At 72.2% G+C, this 16,962-nt stretch carries 14 protein-coding genes; 8 read left to right on the top strand and 6 right to left on the bottom strand.

Annotation, left to right across the window (positions count from 1 at the left end; all coding sequences use genetic code 11):
• The first annotated feature begins 124 nt into the window (after positions 1-124).
• A complete protein-coding gene (locus tag QWI33_RS17185) occupies positions 125-1,102 on the top strand; it encodes an aldo/keto reductase (RefSeq protein ID WP_289958369.1) in 978 nt (325 codons plus the stop codon).
• 48 nt (positions 1,103-1,150) lie between these two features.
• On the opposite strand, the gene QWI33_RS17180 is transcribed toward QWI33_RS17185, so the two are convergent.
• Positions 1,151-1,513 carry an Imm51 family immunity protein gene (locus tag QWI33_RS17180; RefSeq protein WP_289958368.1) on the bottom strand — a complete coding sequence of 121 codons (363 nt, stop codon included), beginning with the start codon at positions 1,511-1,513 and terminating at the stop codon, positions 1,151-1,153.
• 98 nt (positions 1,514-1,611) lie between these two features.
• Here QWI33_RS17180 and QWI33_RS17175 point away from each other — a divergent pair, with 98 nt between their 5' ends.
• A complete protein-coding gene (locus QWI33_RS17175; RefSeq protein WP_289958367.1) occupies positions 1,612-2,031 on the top strand; it encodes a hypothetical protein in 420 nt (139 codons plus the stop codon).
• Positions 2,032-2,289: 258 nt separating this feature from the next.
• Complete coding sequence (locus QWI33_RS17170; protein ID WP_353895501.1) at positions 2,290-3,687, top strand: FAD-binding oxidoreductase; 1,398 nt, start codon at positions 2,290-2,292, stop codon at positions 3,685-3,687.
• Between the two features lie 183 nt (positions 3,688-3,870).
• Here the strand turns inward: QWI33_RS17170 and QWI33_RS17165 are convergent, their stop codons facing one another.
• Positions 3,871-5,244, bottom strand: coding sequence for an MATE family efflux transporter (locus tag QWI33_RS17165; RefSeq protein WP_289958365.1), 1,374 nt, complete (start codon positions 5,242-5,244; stop codon positions 3,871-3,873).
• 111 nt (positions 5,245-5,355) lie between these two features.
• Here QWI33_RS17165 and QWI33_RS17160 point away from each other — a divergent pair, with 111 nt between their 5' ends.
• From QWI33_RS17160 to QWI33_RS17145, 4 genes are read left to right on the top strand one after another with little or no spacing between them, the layout of a single operon-like run.
• Positions 5,356-6,882 (top strand): ABC transporter substrate-binding protein, encoded by a 1,527-nt coding sequence (locus QWI33_RS17160; RefSeq protein ID WP_289958364.1) that lies wholly within the window; start codon positions 5,356-5,358, stop codon positions 6,880-6,882.
• Positions 6,879-7,808, top strand: a complete 930-nt coding sequence (locus tag QWI33_RS17155) for an ABC transporter permease (RefSeq protein ID WP_289958363.1) — start codon at positions 6,879-6,881, stop codon at positions 7,806-7,808. The genes QWI33_RS17160 and QWI33_RS17155 overlap by 4 nt, the downstream gene beginning before the upstream one ends.
• Complete coding sequence (locus QWI33_RS17150; protein WP_289958362.1) at positions 7,805-8,569, top strand: ABC transporter permease subunit; 765 nt, start codon at positions 7,805-7,807, stop codon at positions 8,567-8,569. The genes QWI33_RS17155 and QWI33_RS17150 overlap by 4 nt, the downstream gene beginning before the upstream one ends.
• Complete coding sequence (locus QWI33_RS17145; protein ID WP_289958361.1) at positions 8,566-9,903, top strand: ABC transporter ATP-binding protein; 1,338 nt, start codon at positions 8,566-8,568, stop codon at positions 9,901-9,903. The genes QWI33_RS17150 and QWI33_RS17145 overlap by 4 nt, the downstream gene beginning before the upstream one ends.
• Positions 9,904-10,009: 106 nt before the next feature.
• On the opposite strand, the gene QWI33_RS17140 is transcribed toward QWI33_RS17145, so the two are convergent.
• The 4 genes from QWI33_RS17140 to QWI33_RS17125 all read right to left on the bottom strand — a co-directional run bounded on the left by QWI33_RS17140 (position 10,010) and on the right by QWI33_RS17125 (position 16,124).
• Positions 10,010-10,834 carry an alpha/beta fold hydrolase gene (locus QWI33_RS17140; RefSeq protein ID WP_289958360.1) on the bottom strand — a complete coding sequence of 275 codons (825 nt, stop codon included), beginning with the start codon at positions 10,832-10,834 and terminating at the stop codon, positions 10,010-10,012.
• Between the two features lie 4 nt (positions 10,835-10,838).
• A complete protein-coding gene (locus tag QWI33_RS17135; protein WP_289958359.1) occupies positions 10,839-14,147 on the bottom strand; it encodes a DUF4132 domain-containing protein in 3,309 nt (1,102 codons plus the stop codon).
• Between the two features lie 262 nt (positions 14,148-14,409).
• Positions 14,410-15,426 (bottom strand): hypothetical protein, encoded by a 1,017-nt coding sequence (locus tag QWI33_RS17130; protein ID WP_289958358.1) that lies wholly within the window; start codon positions 15,424-15,426, stop codon positions 14,410-14,412.
• 77 nt (positions 15,427-15,503) lie between these two features.
• On the bottom strand, positions 15,504-16,124 hold the full coding sequence (locus QWI33_RS17125) for a class I SAM-dependent methyltransferase (protein WP_289958357.1): 621 nt from the start codon (positions 16,122-16,124) through the stop codon (positions 15,504-15,506).
• Positions 16,125-16,215: 91 nt separating this feature from the next.
• Here QWI33_RS17125 and QWI33_RS17120 point away from each other — a divergent pair, with 91 nt between their 5' ends.
• A complete protein-coding gene (locus tag QWI33_RS17120; protein WP_289958356.1) occupies positions 16,216-16,830 on the top strand; it encodes a helix-turn-helix domain-containing protein in 615 nt (204 codons plus the stop codon).
• Positions 16,831-16,962: the final 132 nt, after the last annotated feature.

The raw sequence follows: 16,962 nt of genomic DNA, 5'->3' as shown, positions 1-16,962 counted from the left end.
CCCGGCGGGGCCTTTGCTCCGGCGCCTGGGACGGCAAAGGGCGTCCGAGCTTCGCGAGCCGCCCTCGGAAAGGGCTTTCAGAGCGGCGTTAGGATGAAGGACCCCCGAACCGCCTGGAGGAACCATGGAGTACACCCAGCTGGGCCGCGCCGGCGTCAAGGTCTCGAGGATCGTCCTCGGCACCATGAACTTCGGTCCCGCCACCGACGAGGACGAGGCGCACCGGATCATGGACCGGGCGCTCGAGCTCGGCGTCAACTTCTTCGACACCGCCAACGTCTACGGGCACAAGCCGAACCAGGGCTGGACCGAGGAGATCATCGGCCGCTGGCTCGCCTCCCGGCCCGAAGCCCGCGACCGGATCGTGCTGGCCACCAAGGTCTACGGGGAGATGCAGCAGGACGACCCGAACGCCCGCGGGCTCTCGGCGTACCACATCCGCGCCCAGATCGAGGCGTCGCTGCGGCGCCTCCAGACCGACCGGATCGACCTGTACCAGTTCCACCACGTCGACCGGACGGTCCAGTGGGAGGAGATCTGGCAGGCCGTGGACGTCCTCGTGGCCCAGGGCAAGGTCGTCTACACCGGCTCCTCGAACTTCGCGGGCTGGACGATCGCGCGCGCCAACGAGCAGGCGGCGAAGCGCGGCGGGCTCGGCCTGGTCTCGGAGCAGTCGATCTACAGCCTCGTCAACCGCCACATCGAACTCGAGGTGATCCCGGCGGCCCAGCACTACGGGCTCGGGGTCATCCCGTGGTCGCCGCTCGCGGGCGGACTCCTCGGCGGGGTCCTCGGCAAAGCCGCCGAATCCGGCCGCCGGGCGAGCCCGCACATGGCCGACGCGATCGAGAAGCACCGTGCGGAGCTCGAGCAGTACGAGGCCCTCGCCGCGTCGAAGGGCATCGCCCCGGCGATCCTCGGCCTGGCCTGGATCCTGCACCAGCCGGGCGTGACCGGCCCGATCATCGGCCCACGCACGCTCTCGCAACTCGAGGACGCCGTCGCGGCCCTCGAAGTCGAACTGAGCGACACCGAGCTCAAGACCCTGGACGAGCTCTTCCCCGGCCCCGGAGGCGCGGCGCCCGAGGCCTACGCCTGGTAGGGACACCCGCGAGCGGGGCGTCCGGCACGCCCGCTCGCCGGTGCACCCCTAGTCGAAGAGGTCGTGCTCGGCGGCGATGGCCAGCGCCTCGACCAGTTGCACCGGGCGCTCGAGCAGCGCCTCCAGGGTCGTCGCGACCTCGCCGAGCGCCTCGCGGTCGGTGCCGTAGGCGCAGAACATGCCCGCCTCGCAGTCGAACGAGAAGCGCTCCAGGAGCGAAGTGCGCTCGAGCAGCGCGGCGTGCACGGCCGACTGCCAGTCGTAGCCGGAGCCCTCGAGCCCGTGGGCGGCGAACACCTCCCGCAGGTGGGCGTCGGCGGGGCCGTTGGGGCTGTAGATCACCGAGTCGCTGGTCTCGCCGTCCACGAACGTGACGTTGGGGAAGCGTGAGAATTCGAGTGGTTCGGACATGCCAGTGAGGGTAGCGGTCACCACCGACAACGCCCGTCGCCACTTCGCGCCGGCATCGAGGCGGTGCGTGAACGCGTTGGGGCAGTAGGGTGAGCGCCATGGGTTCATGGGGAGTCAAGGCGCTTGAGAGCGACGAGGGCCTCGAAGTGCTCGCGATGGTGGAGGCGGCGATTCGCGGCCGGGACCGGGTCACGGCCGATGAGCTGGTGGGCGCCGCCCGCGATGAAGGCCTGCTCGGTGACGACCCTGCGGGCGACGAGTACCTCTACGACATGACCGCGCTGGCGCTCGCCGAGATCCTCACCGGGGACACCGCGCAGCTCGCGGACCCGGGCTTCGGGGGGACCGCCTTCGTCGCGACTCCCGAGGGCACCGCCGCGCTGATCGCCTGGGTGTCGCAGTTGCGGGACGGTGATCCGGACCGCGAGTTCCGGGAGCTGCGGATGGACGATCCGCGGCAGGTCGCGCACGTCGCCGCGGTGCTCGGCATGCTGGGCCGGATGCGGGACGCCCGATAGCCCGCGCCGCGCTCCGCGGGATCCGACATTGGCCGCGCAACCTGCACGAACGTCCGCCGACGGGGTCGTGCATTGTGCCTGAATGCGGGACCGGGTCCGTGTACGTGAAGTAGCGTCGATATTGCCAGGCCGGGGCCGAGACCTGATCAGGTCGCATCGTCGAGGAGCGCACGCGTTCCCGCCCTCCCTGAGCCGAGGCGTACGCGGCGCGATCGGACCGCCGCTCGTCATCCGAACTCCCGATGGAGGCACGCGATCATGGGCAGCATCAGTGGAACGAATCTCGACAGGCTGCGAGGAGACTTGCGCGGACCCGTTGTCGCCCCGGGGGATCCGGGCTACGACGAGGCCCGCAGCATCTACAACGCCATGATCGACCGACGCCCGGCGGCCTTCGCGAAGTGCGCGGACGTCGCCGACGTGCGCGCCACGATCGCCTTCGCGCAGGACGTGGGGGTCGAACTCGCCGTTCGCGGGGGCGGTCACAGCGGACCGGGCCTGTGCCTGGTGGACGACGGCCTCACGCTGGACCTCTCGCCGATGAACTGGGTGCGCGTGGACCCCGGTGCGGGCATCGCGCAAGTGGGGGGCGGCGCTGAGTTGGGCGCGCTCGACCATGCCGCCCACACCTTCGGCCTCGGCATCCCCTCCGGGATCATGTCCACGACCGGGGTCGGCGGCCTCACGCTGGGCGGCGGGCACGGCCACCTGACCCGCAAGTACGGCCTGACCATCGACAGCCTGATATCCGCGGACGTCGTCCTCGCCGACGGCACCTTCGCGACCGCGTCGGAGACGGAGCACCCCGACCTGTTCTGGGCGTTGCGGGGCGGCGGCGGGAACTTCGGCGTCGTCACGTCGTTCACCTTCCGGCTGAGCAAGGTCCGCGATGTCGGCGTCGGATTGACCGTCTGGCCGATGGACCGCATCCAGGAGGTGCTCCGGTGGTACCGGGAGTTCCTCCCCGCCGCACCGGAGGACCTCAACGGGTTCTTCGCCCTCCTGTCGGTGCCGCCCGGGCCGCCGTTCCCCGAGCCGATCCACGGGCAGAAGATGTGCGCGGTGGTCTGGTGCTACACCGGGGACCTGGAGGAAGGGCGCCTGGAGGAGGTCCTCGCCGTGGCGAACGACCCGGCGCCCCCGGCCTTCCACTTCACCGCGCCGATGCCGTACCCCGCCCTGCAGGGCATGTTCGACGAGCAGATCCCGAAGGGACTGCAGTGGTACTGGCGCGGCGCCTTCTTCGACGCGATCTCGGATGCGGCGATCGACGTGCACGAGCGGTACGGCAACGCCCTGCCCACCGAGTCGGCGACCATGCACCTCTACCCCGTGGACGGGGCGGCCCACCGGGTGGGTGCGGACGAGACCGCTTGGGCGTACCGGGACGCCGTGTGGTCCGCGGTGATCGCCGGGATCGACCCCGATCCCGCCAACGCCGACCTGATCCGCCAGTGGTGCGTCGACTACTCGACGGACCTGCATCCGCACTCCATGGGCGGTTCCTACGTCAACTTCCTCGGCGCCAAAGAGGGGCCCGAGCGCGTCCGATCGACGTACCGCGGCAACTACGACCGGCTCGCCTCGGTCAAGCGCGACTACGATCCCGAGAACTTCTTCCGCGCCAACCAGAACATCCCGCCGGCGGCCGGCTGAGGACGCGGGCCGCCCCGGTCGGCTCGGCCGATCGTTCATCGCGGAAATCGACCACGAGTTGGGGAATTTCGACCATCGCAATGCCTGATTTGTCCCGGGACTTAGTTTGGTGCCGCCGCGAGTACTACACCGAGGCGTACAAGGCCGTCAGCGGCGAGTAGAGCCCCGGCCGGGCGGACCCGTTCAGGATTGGGACCTCGGCACCGGGCCGACCGGCCGGACCGCCCCGCGGGTCGCGGCGTGGAATTGGGCGAGCATGAGCGCCGCGCATGCGGCGAGTCCGCAGCCGAGCCCGATCCACAGCCCGACCAGGCCCCAGTCGAAGCCGAACGCGAAGAGCGCGGCGGCTGGGAGGCCGATGGCCCAGTAGCCGATGAGGGTGGCGCGGAAGCCGGCTCCGGCCCGGTCGACGCCCCTGAGGAGGCCGACGGCGATGTTCTGCGCGGCGTCGGCGAACTGGGTGACGGCGGCGGCGATGAGGACGGTGGCGGCGAGCGCGATCGTCGCGTCCGTGGCGTCGGCGGCCAGCGCCCGCGCCAACGGGTCGCCGAAGGCGAGATAGGCGACCGCGACGAGGGCGAGCAGTCCGGCCTGCTGGGTCAAAGCCGTTGCCGCCCAGCGTCGGGCGCTGCGCGGGGCGGCGGCGGCAGTGTCGCGGCTGACGAGGACCGAGGCGGCGTGGGAGGTGCCGACGGCGGTCTGGAACACGATGTACGTGATCTGGTTGACCACGTTGTACGCCGCGAGCGCGGTCGCGCCCAGGCCGCCGGCCAGGAGCGCGAGCACCGAGAACAGGCCCGCTTCCGAACCGTACGTGAGCGCGGTCGGCACTCCCAGGCGCAGGATGCGGCGGGCGACCGAGTCGGTGTCGAGTCCCTGGGGCCCTGACCGGAGCGCGGTGCGGACGATCGGATCGCGGCGCATCAAGGCGAACAGCGCCAGGGCTTGGGCGAGGTGCACGGCGGAGGTGGCGGCGCCGATGCCCGCGAGGCCGAGCGCGGGGAGCGGGCCGATCCCGTTGAGCAGTGCGAAGTTCAGAGCGATGTTGAGCGCGACCGAGCCGAGGGTGACCCACAGCAGTCGCAGGGGGCGCTGCAGTCCCACCGTGGTCTGGCGCAGCACCTGGAACCACAGGCACGGGATCAGCCCGGGGGCCAGGGCGAACAGCATGTGCCGGGCGGCGTGGGCGACTTCATGGCTCTGGCCCAGGGGCTCGAGCAGGAACCCGATGCCGACCAGCACCGCGGCTCCGACCGCGCCGGTGAGGGTGGCGATGACCATGGCGCTCAAGACGATCCGCCGGATCGTTCCGTCCGCGCGGCGGGCGGTGGAGGCCGCGATGAGGTTCGCGGTGCCGGTGAGCAGCCCGACGCCCATGGTACGGACCTGGTTGAACAGCACGATCGCCAGGCCCCCGCCCGCGAGGGCGGTGGTCCCCAGGAAGCCCATCATCACCACATCGGTGGTGGACAGCGCGACCTGCGCCAGCTGCGTCGCCGCCAAGGGCGCGGCGAGCGCGGCGAGCGCGCGGTGGTCTCCTCGGGTGGGTCGTGGCACGCTCGAAGGTTACGAGTCGCAGGTCTGTCACACCTCCCGACCCCCGTGCGGGTGTGCGACGCAAGTGGCGCAAGATATGACCGAAGGTGAGCCTTACCTAAGGAGTCTTGGATGGTTGCTGCGTCGCGACGCGCGTTGCTCGGTTCTTCGCTGGCCGCCGCCACGGTCACGGCGGTCGCCGCTTGCGGCGGCACCGACGAGGGCGGCGCGGGCGGCGCCCCGCGCGAGGGCGGAACGCTCCGCGTCGGCGCGCTCGGCAGTGTCGAAGCACTGACCAAGGACCCGCACGGACTCCTGTCGAACAACTCGGACTTCCTCATCATGTCCCTGGTCTACGACGCGCTCACCGTCCCCGGCGGCGGGACCGGCGTGGCCCCGCGCCTGGCCGCCTCGTGGGCCGTCGCCGACGACGCCAAGACCTGGACGTTCACCATCGCCGAAGGCGCGGCCTTCCACGACGGCACCCCGGTGATCGCCGCGGACGTGGTCGCCTCGATGAAGCGGATCATCGTCGACATGGACGCGGCCTTCAAGGTCCCCGTACCGCCCGAGCAGATCACCGCGCTCGACGACCGCACCGTCCAGATGGTCACCGAGGACCCCAACTCCCAGCTGCCGCTGCTGCTGCGGCTGGTCACCTTCACCACCCGGGAGGGCGCGGACGCGACCGCGTTCAACGGGACCGGCCCGTTCAAGCTCGAGGCCTACGCGGACGGCAACGCCCGCCTGGTCCGGTTCGACGGCTGGCACGGCCCCCGCCCGCTCCTCGACGCGATCGAGGTGACCCGCTTCGAATCGACCGACGCGATGATGAACGCGTTGCAGGGCGGGCAGATCGACCTCGCCACGACCGCCGGCGCGGTCTCGGCGCGCCTCGCCGAGGAGTCCGGAGCGTTCACCGTCCACCGCCGCCCCGACGACGCGGCCCTGCCGATCGTCATGCGCGTGGCCGACGGCCCCTTCGCCGACGTCAGGGTGCGCACCGCGATGCGGCTCGCCGCCGACCGCGACGCCCTCGTCCAGCAGGCGCTGTCGGGCTACGGGAAGGTCGCGAACGACGTGCTCGGCACCGGCGACGCCCTCTACGACACGTCCCTCCCCCAACGCGCCCAAGACCTCGACACCGCCCGGGACCTGCTCGCCGAGGCGGGGTTCGACCTCGACGCGACCTACACGCTGTACACGATCGACGAGGCCTTCGGCGAGGTCGCCGCCGCGAAGCTGTTCGCCGAGCAGGCCGCGAAGGCCGGCGTCCGGATCGAGGTCGTCGAGCAGGACGCGGGCACCTTCTACGACCAGACCTGGTGCAAGGCCGACCTGTACACGATGTTCTGGGGCACCAACGACTCCGTGGCGTTCTACGCCCAGAAGGTCCTCCAGTCCTCTTCGGAGACCAACGAGACCGGCTGGGCCAGCGAGGACTTCGACCGCGCCTACGGCGACCTGCTGGCCGCGACCGACCCGGCCGCGCAGGAGGACGCCTCCCACCGCATGCAGCGCCTCGAATACGACGAATCCGGATACCTGCTGTGGGGCATGGCCGACGGCATCGACATCCACACCCCCGCCGTGAACGGGCTCTCCACCGCGCCCGGGTTCGGGTGGGTCCTCCTCGAAGGCGCCTGGCTGGCCTCTTGACCCGGTTCCTGGCGGCCCTGGCGGTCAGGGCCGGACTCCTCCTCGCCGTGCTGGCCGCGGTGTACGCCGCGGCCGACGCGCTCCCCGGCGACCCGGTGCGACTCGCCATGGGCCCCACCGCCGCTCCCGCCGACGTCGACGCACGGCGGGAGAGCCTCGGCCTGGACCGGCCGCTGCCGGCCCGCTTCGCCGACTGGCTCTCAGGGCTCGTCCAAGGCGACCTGGGGACCACCGTGCGCGGCCAGCCGATCAACGACCTCCTCGGCGACCGCCTGGCCTCGACCGCCCTGCTGACCGGCCTGACGTTCGCGTTCGTGCTCGCCATCGCCCTGGCATGGGCCGCACTGTGGTCGGCGCGCCCCAAGAGCCGCTTCGCCCGCGGCTCGGCCGTGGGCACCTCGATCCTGGTCGCCACGCCCGAATTCGTGCTCGGCACACTCCTGGTCCTCGTGTTCGCCCTGGTCCTCAATCTGCTCCCGGCGACGACCGTGGTCGGCGCGGACGGGCGCCTCGACAACCCGGCGATGCTGGTGCTCCCGGTCCTGGCCCTCGGCCTCCCGCACGCCGCCTGGCAGACCCGCGTCAACCGGGCGGCCATCGCAGAGGCCGCGGCCATGCCCCATGTCGAGCAGGCCCGCCTCGACGGCCTGCCCGAACGCCACGTCGTCACCCGCCACATCCTGCCTTTGGCCGCACCGACGATCGCCGCCTCGCTGGCGACCATGGTCGGCACCCTCCTGGCCGGCGCGGTCGTGGTCGAGACCCTCTTCAACTACCCCGGCGCGGGCCAGCTCGTCGCCGGATCGCTCGAGTCCCGCGACACGACGCTCCTGGTCTCGCTCACCGCGCTCTGCGGCGTCGTCGTCGTGGCCGCACTGATCACCGCCGACGCGATCCGCCTGTGGGCCCTGCGAGGCCGCCGATGACCCGCCGCCTCATCCCCCTCGCCGCCTGGGTCGCGCTGGTCGCCGTCGCACCGCTGCTCCCCGTCACCGCCGGGGAAGGCGCCGTACCGTTCACCGACCCCGGTGCCGGGCACCTGCTCGGCACCGACGCCCTCGGGCGCGACGTGCTCGCCGGCGCGCTCGAAGGCGGACTCCTCCTGCTGGCCGTGGCCGCCGCGATCGCCCTCATCGTCACGACCCTCTCCGCGCTGGCCGGCGCACTCGCGGCGCTGCACCGGCGGGCCGGACGCGCCATCGACGCCGCCGCCGACGCCTTCATCCTCGTGCCGCCGGTGATCGGCGTGCTCCTGGTCGTCCTCGCCTGGCCCGGCGGCGGCCTGCCCGCGCTCCTAGCCGCGACCGTGCTCTTCGGCGTCCCTTACTGCGCCAAGGTGATGCGCTCGGCGGCCTCCGCGGTCGCCGCGACCGGCTATGTCGAGGCCGCGCGCGCCTCCGGCGAAACCACTGCCCGCGTCATCGCCGTCGAGATGCTCCCGAACCTCGCCCCCACCCTCGTCACCCAGCTCGGCCTGCGGTTCACCGAAGGGCTGTACGTCGTCAGCGCCGTCGCGTTCCTGAGGCTCCCGGGCGTCCTCGACGAGGGCAACTGGGCGGTCATGGTCCGCGACAACGCCCCCGGCATGCTCCTCAACCCCTGGGCCGTCGCCGCCCCCGCCGCCTGCCTGCTGATCACCGTGGTCCTGGTCCACACCAGCCTCGGCGCCCGGAGGGAAGCGCCGTGACCGTCACCGCCGAAGCGTTCAGCGTCCGACTCGGCACCCGCACGCTGCTCCCCGCCGTCGACTTCACCGCGGAGGCCGGGCGGCTCACCGTCGTCGCCGCGGCCTCGGGCGGCGGCAAGACCACGCTCCTCCGCGCGCTCTTGGGCGCAGTTCCCCAGGGCGCCAACGTCTCCGGCAAGATCAACGTCGCCGGAGCCGACCCGCTGCACCTGGGCGGAGGGCTGCGCGCATGGCGGCGCGAGTCCATCGCCTACGCCAGCCAGGACCCCGGGGCCTCCTTGTCGCCGATCATGAGCGTGCGCCGCCTGATCGGCGAGGCCGACCCCGCCGCCGACGCGGCCGCGCTCCTCGACCGGCTCGGCCTCGACGCGCGTCTCCTGAACCGGCGCATCGGCGAACTCTCCGGCGGGCAAGCCCGCCGCGTCGCACTCGCCTGCGCCGCAGCCAGAGCGACACCAGTGCTCCTCCTGGACGAACCGACCGCCGGCCTCGATGCCGACGCCCGCGCCCGCGTCACCGACCTGCTCGCCGAACTGCGCGACGCCGGACGCACCCTCCTGGTCGCCACCCACGACCCCGCCACCGCCGAGACCGCCGACCAGACCGTCCGACTCGGCACCCCGCCGAGGACCCGCCCGCAGCGCACCGCCGGCGAGCACACCGGCAGACCGGTCCTGGCCCTGCGGAACCTGAGCGCCGCCCACCGAACCCGAAGTGCGACACCGGTCGTCACCGGATTCGACCTCGACCTCTACCGCGGCGAGATCACCGCCCTCATCGGCGAATCCGGCAGCGGCAAGACCACCATCGCCCGCACCCTCGCAGGCGTCCACCCCCACGCCACCGGCCGCCTGCATCTCGACGGCGCACCGGTCCCCCTGACCGGCAAGCGCCGCCGCGAACACTGCACGCAGATCCAGTACGTCGCCCAGGACCCGCGCTCGGCGCTCAACCCCGCCCGCACCGTCGAGCAGACCCTCACCCGCGCCGTCCGCCTCCACCGAGGCACCGACCGCGCCGGGGCCCGAGAACTCGCCGTCGCGCTCCTGGCCGACGTCGACCTCCCCGCAACAGTCCTCACCGCCCGGCCCGCCACCCTCTCAGGGGGTCAACGCCAACGGGTCGCCATCGCCCGCGCCCTCGCCGCCGAACCGGACGTCCTCGTCGCCGACGAGATCACCTCCGCCCTCGACCACGCCAGCGCCGACCGGGTCCTCGACACCCTCACCGCCCTCGCCGCGAACCGCGGCCTCTCCATCCTCCTGATCAGCCACGACCTGGCCCTGGTCGCCCAATCCGCCAACCGCGTCGTCGACCTGGGAACGCTGCGCTGAGGTCCGGCAATCATGCTCGCCTTTTGGGCTCTGTTCCGTCGTGCTCTGACGGCGGCGAATCGGCCTGGCGAGGGAGCTCAGTGTCCACTGTCCGCCGTTCGCCGGGTCAGCTGCCCGCGGCCTCCTCGACGCGGTCGAGCCATTCGTCCAGGAAGGCGTCGAGCAGCGCGGGCTGCTCGAGTTGGAGGTTGTGCCCGGCCCGGTCGAGGACGGCGAAGGTCGCGCGGGGGTAGTGCTCGAGCAGCGCATAGACATCGGCGTAACCGGTGTTGTCATCCTGCCGACCGGTGACGATCAGCGCGGGCCGCTCGAACGGCGCGCCGGACTCGGGGGCGGTGCTCAGTTCGTACCGCCGCGCCACTCGCACCAGTCCTTCGTCGTCGGCCAGCGCCAGCCCTGGTGCGATCTCTTCACGGAAGCGGCGGAACGTCTCCGGGGACTGCACGACCGCGAGCTCGCCGTAGGAGGCCGCGTCCGCCGGAGGGAGCCCCGCCATGAACGCGGGGTCGGCGGCGATCACGGTGTGAGGTGGGAGGGTCCGTCTGGAATGGCGGGCCTCCTTCCCGATGGGGCACACCAGGGCGAGGCCGATCGCCTGCTCCGGGCGGGAGTTGGCGAGGGCCCGGGCGAGGTAGCCGCCGTAGGATTCGCCGACGACGATGAAGGGCGCGCCGCCGATCATGTGGTCCACGAAGCCCTGGACGGCATCGAGCATGTCGTCCGAGCCCTGGTACTTCTCGGTGATCTCGGTCTGCCCCATGCCGGGAAGGTCGGGGTACAAGCGCCGGTAGGAGCGCCCGCCGGGGCGTGCGGCGGCGCGGCGGGCGAAGAACGGCTCCAGGAAACCGGTCATGAGGCGGTGGTCGGGGGTCCAGCCGTGGAGGGCGAGGACGGGGATGCCGTTTCCGCGCTCGACGAAGTGCATCGGCATGGTCTCAGTCCTTCGCGGTGATTCGGGTGAGGGCGGCCAGGACCTCGGAGGCGGTGACCGGGTCGATGTCCCGCGGGTGGTTCCCGTCCGCGGCGCGGCCGAAGCGACTCCACCAGTAGTCCTCGGTGGCCGAGATGCGGACGCCGTCGAGGGTCTGGATCGGGTTCTCGGCGATCATGCCGACCCAGATGCCCGGATCGAGGGACACGGTGACGTACCCGCCGCCGGGCAGCGGGAAGTAGATCCCGGGCTCGACGCCGCCGTCCTCCGGAGCGGAGCGGTGCCAGCCGCGCGCGGTGAGCCCGAGGAGCTTGCCGACCTCGACCTTCGCGCCCTGGAAGCGTTCGAGCAGGCCGGTCTCCAACTCTTCGGGGGTGAAGGCGAGCACGGGGCGCGAGAGCTGGTCGAACGGCTGGAGGATCTCGTAGTCGGCGAACAGCTCGGCCCAGTCGGCGGCCTTGTCCCCCAGGCGGACCGGGTGGTCGAGGCGGATCACGGCGTCGTCGGGGAGGTCGAACGCGTCGTCGTCCGCGTCGGTGTAGGTGCGGTCCTCGGCGACGCGGAAGCCCGTCACCGCTCCCCCGGCCTCGGCGGACCACACGAGTCGCCGCGCGAGGTGCCAGGTGAGCGGATGGCGCACGTAGTACCGCTCGAACTCGTCCTTGGTCCAGGTGCGGCCGTTGACCATCGCCGCCTCCAGGCGCTGGACCTGGTCGGCGGCCACGGTGCGCAGCTCCTTCTTGAGCGCGGCGAACCGCTTGTAGGCGGCGTCGGCGATCTCGGCGTCGTCCTTCGCCCCGGGCTTGGGGAGGCTCTTGCGGGGCTTCCCCGTCTCGTCCTTGACGAACGGTTTGAGCTGCTCGTCGAAGACCACGGTGAACCGCCGCGGCCCGTAGTCGAGGACGAGGGCGCCCTCCTCGCCGAGGCCGAAGTCCGGCAGGAGCCGGTCGGCGAGCTGGTCGCGGGTGAGCCCGAGGCCTTCGGCGATCGCCGCGATCTGGACGCGCGCTTCTTCCTTGAGCGCCTTGAACTTCACCTTCTCGGCGATGCCCTGGATGGCGCGCAGCGCCGCCTCGGAGCCGATCGCGCCGAGCACGCCCAGGCCGTTGACGGCCCGCTTGTGCTGGGACTGGCCGGGCCATTCGCGGATCAGCGGGGCCAGGAGGCGGACCGTGTCGTCGTCGGCGAAATGCGAGAGCTGGGTGAGCGCCCAGCCGTCCTTCGAGGGCGAGCCCATCGAGAGCCACAGCTGGAACAGGCCCCGGCTGAACCGGGTGAGCGAGTCCCGGTCGAGCGCCTCGGCAACCACGTCGAGACCGGCGTACGGGTACTCCGGTGAGGACAGTGCCAGGACGGTGATGAGGTGGCGCACCGAGTCGGCGGGGATCGCGTGGGTCTTCGCGGCGGTGAGGACCTCGGGGAGCATCGCCGGCGAGGCCCACGCGTCGGGCTTGGGAACCTTGACGCCGCGCGGTTCGAGCGGATCGCCCGCGAGGAGTTCGGCGATCGCCTCGGCCGCTTCGGGACCGTAGGGTTCGGCGGCGCGGGCGACGGCGTCGGTGCCGTGGCGGAGCGCGATGTTCCACAGGGCGCCTTCGGCGTTGCTGCGGAGCTTCTTGTCGGCGCCGAGAGCGTCGGGGACGAGCAGGGCCGCCCCTTCGCCGCCGTGGCGCTCGAACCAGGCGCTGGCGCCGGCGCGGGCGCCCTTGAGGCGGGCGTACCAGTCGGCGGCGAGGCGGGCGGCCTCGACGCTGCGGATCGGGACGAGGGCCTCGTGGTAGTTCGGGTTGGCGCGCAGGGCGGTCACGATCTTGGCGGCGGCCACGGGCCCGAAGCGGGCGGCGATGACCTTGAGGTCCCCGTGCGAGTAGGGGTTGAACCTGCCGTCCCACCGCTCCAGGGCGCGCAAGGCGAACGAGGTGGGCGCGTAGGTGACCATGAGGGAGTAGTTGTGGCGCACGGCGCCGCGGCCCACCCCTCCCCGGTCGAGCATCTGCTCCCAGTCGGCGTCGGTGTAGTTCCGGAAGTAGTTGTATTCCGGCTTGATCCACTGGTCGAGTTCGCCTTCGGCCCAGGCCATGGTCGGGACCGCGGCGGCGCTCAGCTCGATGGCCTTCGCTTTCCGCTTGGGGCCCTTGACGGCCCAGGGCGGGGCGGTGAGGATCTGCGGCAGCTGCGCAGGGTCGGCGACCGGGGTCGGCGAGGGCGCGAGGAGCTCCTCGACTGCGGCTCGGCCCGCGTCGGTGAGGACCGCGCGGTGCTCGGCGGGGATGTCGGCGGCGAGGGCGGCGAGGCGGGGCCGCAGTTCGGTGGCGGTGCGGTCGGTCGCGGCGGCGACCGCTTGGAGGACGCGGCGCGGGAAGCGCTTCGCGGCCTCGGCGGCGGCCTGGTACATGTGCTCCTCGCCCAGGCGTCCCACGAGGTACGACACGGCCTCGTCGCCGGGCAGGAGGGCGATCGCGTCGATGAGGAGGTGCCGCTCGCTGCTCGCGATCTGCTGGTGCAGCGACGCGGTCAGGAACGGGAGGGCGTCGGTGCCGAGGTTGCGCAGGATCGGGCCCACCGTCTCGCGGTTGATGAGCCAGGGCTCGAGGCGCGACAGTCCCGCGGTGGCGAGGAGGTCGGCGCGGTCGATCGTGAGCCACAGCAGCCCGTCGGTGTTGTAGGTCCCGTGGCCCTTGTACTCGCCGCAGACCTCCTCGGTCCAGGCGGTCTCGTCGGGGAAGAGGATGGTGGTGAGGAACCGCTCGCCCGGGTCGCCGCGGAGGGCGGCGGCCGCGGCGGCCGCGTAGTCCGCTTCGGACGCGTGCGCGAGCAGGCCGCGCAGGTCGCGGATGCCGCGATCGACCTCCCAGCGGATCGAGCCGAGCTCGCGGAGGACGAGCGGCCGCAGGGTGGCGTCGCGCATCGTCGCCTTGTAGCCCCGCCAGGCGCGCAGCCCGAGCCGCGTGATCGTCGCGGTGACGGCGAACGGGAGGCCGTGCTCGGTCACCCAGGCGTCGAGTTCGGGGCGCAGCATCGACTGCTGCCCGTTGCCTTCGCGCGCGGACACGATCGCCGTGACCACGCCGGCGCCGACGGGGTCGGGCTCGCCGTCGAGATGCCGCAGCGCCTCCGCGGCCGGGATGCCGGACTGCGAGAGGACGTGGCGGATGTCGGCCTCATTCTCGCGGATGAACCGCTCGATGTCCTTGGCGCCCTCGGGGTCGAGGACGGGCGGTTCGCCGGGGTCGGAGCGGCGCGGGAGGGGCTTCACCGCCCAGGCCGCCGGGAGTTCGATCTGGTCTTCTTGCAGCGCAACGTGTTCAGTCATCAAGGTCTTCCGAGCGTCCGGGGAGGGGTGACGCCCCGAGGATACGGGCCCGGGGCGACACTCCCCCGCGATGCGTGGCCTCACGACGATCCGGGGACGACCGGACGCCTCGGAGCAGCTCCACAGGAGCCGGTTCCAACGCGGCAGGCCCGCCGCCGATCCGTCGCGTCGTCGAGGCTCTCGCCGGCAGCGCTATGCCTTGTTCTCGATATAACTCTGTTGGGTTGCACGGATCGGAGGGCGGGCCAGGACCGCGCAGCCGCTACAGGGCGGTGGGGGCCAGCACCAATCCGTACTGCGGCCACTCGGTCAGGCCGGTGGGGCGGACGGTCCCGACCGGCGACCACGATCCGTCCGCACTGCGGATGGCGTGTTTGATGCTCCTGTCGCCCAGGTGCACACCGGCGAACTGCACGACGCCGCCGACATTGGCGGCGGTGAGGTTGAACAGGGTCCCGTTGGCCTCGGTGAAGACGGCCACCCGCTTGAACGGCCGCCAGGATCCGTCCTCTCTGCGGACGGCGTGCTGCAGCAGGCCGGAGCCGTCCACCGCGAAGAGGTGGAGCGCAGCTCCGACCCCCGCCAAGGCCACCGCGCCGATGTCGCCGATGTCTCCGGCCGCGCGCTTGACGGCGCCCCAGCTGCTCCAGGTGCCGTCCGCAGCCCGAATGGAGTGGAAGAGCTTGCCTTCCGAGAGGACGGCGACATGCAGCGTCGTGCCGACTCTGGTGATGGCGAAATCACTGACGCTTTCGAAGACCCGGATGGGGGTCCAACTGCTCTGCCAGCTGCCGTCCCCGTTGCGGACGGCGTGGTGCACGGTGCCGTTGTTCGTGGCGATGAGGTGCAACTGGCGGTTGAGGGCGGTCATCGCGAGGGAGGTGGTGCCCATGGGGCCCCCTTCCATCGGAATCTCGCTGAACGCCGTCCAGGAGCCGTCGGCGCCGTTGCGGAAGCAGTGCCTCGGATTCCTGCCGGCGTCGCGATCCATCGAAACGACCACGTGGAGGTCCTTGCCGATGCCGGCGGCGGCGACGAACGCGATCGTGCCGGTGCCGTCGGCGACCTCGGTCCAGCGCGGCTGCCAGGAACCGTCTCCGGCCCGCGTCTGGTGCATCAGCTCGCCGTTCAACTGGAGCGCCAGGAACTGCGCGTTCCAGTCGGCGGGAGCGGCCGAGGCCGCTGCGGGGCTGAGCGCGCCGAGGCCGGTGCCGACGAGGGCGGCGGCCGGGACGGCGAGGAGCGAACGGGTGAACTGTCGGCGGTTCAGTGAGGTCATGCCTGCAGTTTGCTGGCAGGAGGGGGTGCCTGCAAGGCGGTACACCGGCGGGAAGGCGGCAGGAGTTCCCCTCTCGGTCAGAGCGGCCGGGTGGCGCGGACGACGGCGTCGCGCAGGACATGGCCGCGGCCGCCGGGGCCGTTGACCGTGCGGGTGTGCTCCTCGGCGGTCTCGATGCGCAAGGGCGCGACGCTCGCGGTGATGTCGGCGAGGGTGACTGCGGCTTCCGTGGGGGGATGGTCGCCGTGCGCGTGAGCGGTGTGGAGGTGGGCGACGATGAGCAGCGTGCCGCCGGGGGCGACCCAGGTCGCGAGGCGCCGGTAGAAGTCGGGGTGCGGCATCGCGGAGTGCGCGTAGGCGGTGGTGACGAGGTCGAAGCCGCGCCCCGGCTCCCAGGTCGTCAGGTCCGCTTCGACCCACCGCACGCCGCCGGGGTTCGGCAGGGTCGCCGCGCGCTCGGCGGCCAGGCGCAGTGCGTGGGCGGCGATGTCGGCGCCGGTCACCTGCCAGCCGTGTGCGGCAAGCCAGAGCGCTTCGGTTCCCGTCCCGCATCCGGCGTCGAGGGCCGTGCCCGGTTCGAGGCCGGCGGTCTCGCGGGCGAGATGGGGATGCGGTGCGCTCTCCCCCGCGCCGTGGCGCTGCGCCCAGTGCCGCTCCCAGTAGTCCTTGTCGAAGTCATGTGTCGGTGCGACCGCCATGTCGGTTCCCTTCCGCTCGCTCGTGCCGGTCGATCCTGACGGATCGGCGCGCAATAGTGCAAGCTGCGTTGCCGAATGGCAAAATCGGAGGATGGAACCAGATCTCGACAGGACGCTCGACGCCGTCGGACCCCGCCTCAAGCGGCTGCGGCTCCGCCGGGAGGTCACCCTCGCCGACCTCGCCGCGCAGACGGGGATCTCCGCGAGCACGCTCTCCCGGCTCGAATCGGGGCTGCGCAGGCCGACGCTGGAGCAGCTGCTGCCGCTCGCACGGGTCCACGGGGTGACGCTCGACGAGCTCGTGGACGCCCCGCCGACGGGCGACCCGCGCGTGAACCTGCGGCCCGTCGCGGGCGCGAACGGTGCGGTGGTCCTGCCGCTCACCCGCAGGCCAGGGGGCATCCAGGCGTACAAGTTCATCCTGCCGACCGGGGACGACGCGGCGGTGCCGCAGCTGCGGACCCACGAGGGTTTCGATTGGGCGTACGTCCTCAACGGCACGCTGCGCCTCGTGCTCGGCGAGCACGACCTCAGGCTGAAGCCCGGCGAGGCCGCGGAGTTCGACACCCGCACCCCGCACTGGTTCGGTGCGACCGGCGCCGGGCCGGTCGAATTCCTGAGCCTCATCGGCAGGCAGGGCGAACGCGCCCACCTCCGCGCCAAGCCCGGACCGCGCGACCGGGACGAGCCGCCCGCGGCCGGGTAGACCGCCTCCCGTTCCCGTCCGCAAGGCGGCCACCGCACATGCCGACGCCTGCTGTGGCATCGGCGTGTTTCGTCCAGGTGGACGGCCGAGCGGTTCGATCGCGACACCCGCCGCACGTTGACTTGCGGCGAC

Source organism: Glycomyces tritici (genome assembly GCF_030403505.1).
Note: the sequence above shows the minus strand (reverse complement) of the source record. Positions and strands in the feature narration are given on the sequence as shown.

Bases quoted from the DNA above. Each gene is read 5' to 3' on its own strand.
- QWI33_RS17150 (WP_289958362.1), top strand. From the start codon at position 7,805: ATGACCCGCCGCCTCATCCCCCTCGCCGCCTGGGTCGCGCTGGTCGCC.
- QWI33_RS17140 (WP_289958360.1), bottom strand. From the start codon at position 10,834: ATGCCGATGCACTTCGTCGAGCGCGGAAACGGCATCCCCGTCCTCGCC.
- QWI33_RS17180 (WP_289958368.1), bottom strand. From the start codon at position 1,513: ATGTCCGAACCACTCGAATTCTCACGCTTCCCCAACGTCACGTTCGTG.
- QWI33_RS17130 (WP_289958358.1), bottom strand. From the start codon at position 15,426: ATGACCTCACTGAACCGCCGACAGTTCACCCGTTCGCTCCTCGCCGTC.
- QWI33_RS17125 (WP_289958357.1), bottom strand. From the start codon at position 16,124: ATGGCGGTCGCACCGACACATGACTTCGACAAGGACTACTGGGAGCGG.
- QWI33_RS17120 (WP_289958356.1), top strand. From the start codon at position 16,216: ATGGAACCAGATCTCGACAGGACGCTCGACGCCGTCGGACCCCGCCTC.
- QWI33_RS17170 (WP_353895501.1), top strand. From the start codon at position 2,290: ATGGGCAGCATCAGTGGAACGAATCTCGACAGGCTGCGAGGAGACTTG.
- QWI33_RS17135 (WP_289958359.1), bottom strand. From the start codon at position 14,147: ATGACTGAACACGTTGCGCTGCAAGAAGACCAGATCGAACTCCCGGCG.
- QWI33_RS17160 (WP_289958364.1), top strand. From the start codon at position 5,356: ATGGTTGCTGCGTCGCGACGCGCGTTGCTCGGTTCTTCGCTGGCCGCC.
- QWI33_RS17185 (WP_289958369.1), top strand. From the start codon at position 125: ATGGAGTACACCCAGCTGGGCCGCGCCGGCGTCAAGGTCTCGAGGATC.
- QWI33_RS17175 (WP_289958367.1), top strand. From the start codon at position 1,612: ATGGGTTCATGGGGAGTCAAGGCGCTTGAGAGCGACGAGGGCCTCGAA.